Source organism: Roseateles sp. P5_E1 (genome assembly GCF_054049335.1).
The window spans coordinates 1-580 of sequence record NZ_JBFUMN010000347.1 but is presented as its reverse complement, the minus strand read 5'-3'; the positions used below and the strand labels follow the sequence as shown (position 1 = coordinate 580).

General features: G+C 68.5%; 1 pseudogene. It reads left to right on the top strand.

Annotated elements, in window-relative coordinates:
* Positions 1 to 16 precede the first annotated feature (16 nt).
* Positions 17 to 580: pseudogene (gene purH / locus ACXJKJ_RS31450) on the top strand (bifunctional phosphoribosylaminoimidazolecarboxamide formyltransferase/IMP cyclohydrolase); the annotation flags it as partial.

The window sequence follows — 580 nt, the reverse complement described above, 5'->3', positions numbered from 1 at the left end:
CGATTGCCCTGTCCCCATGACTGCTGATCTGTTGCCCGTTCGCCGGGCCCTCCTGTCTGTTTCCGACAAAACCGGTCTGATCGACCTCGCCCGTGCCCTGGCCGCCCGCAACGTGGAGCTGCTGTCCACCGGCGGCACCGCCAAGGCGATCCGCGAGGCCGGCCTGGCGGTCAAGGACGTGGCCGATGTCACCGGCTTCCCGGAAATGATGGACGGCCGGGTCAAGACCCTGCATCCGCTGGTGCACGGTGGCCTGCTCGGCCGCGCCGGGCTGGACGAGGCGGTGATGGCCGAACACGGCATCGGCGCGATCGACCTGCTGGTGCTCAACCTGTATCCGTTCGAGTCGGTGACGGCCAAGGCCGACTGCACGCTGGAAGACGCCGTGGAGAACATCGACATCGGYGGSCCGGCRATGCTGCGTTCGGCGGCSAAGAACTTCGCCCGCGTCGCCGTSGCSACCGATCCRKCGCAGTACGCCGAACTGCTGGCCGAGCTGGCCGCCAACGATGGCCAGCTGTCGGCGGCCAAGCGCTTCGCCTTCTCGGTGGCCGCGTTCAACCGCGTGGCCCAGTACGAC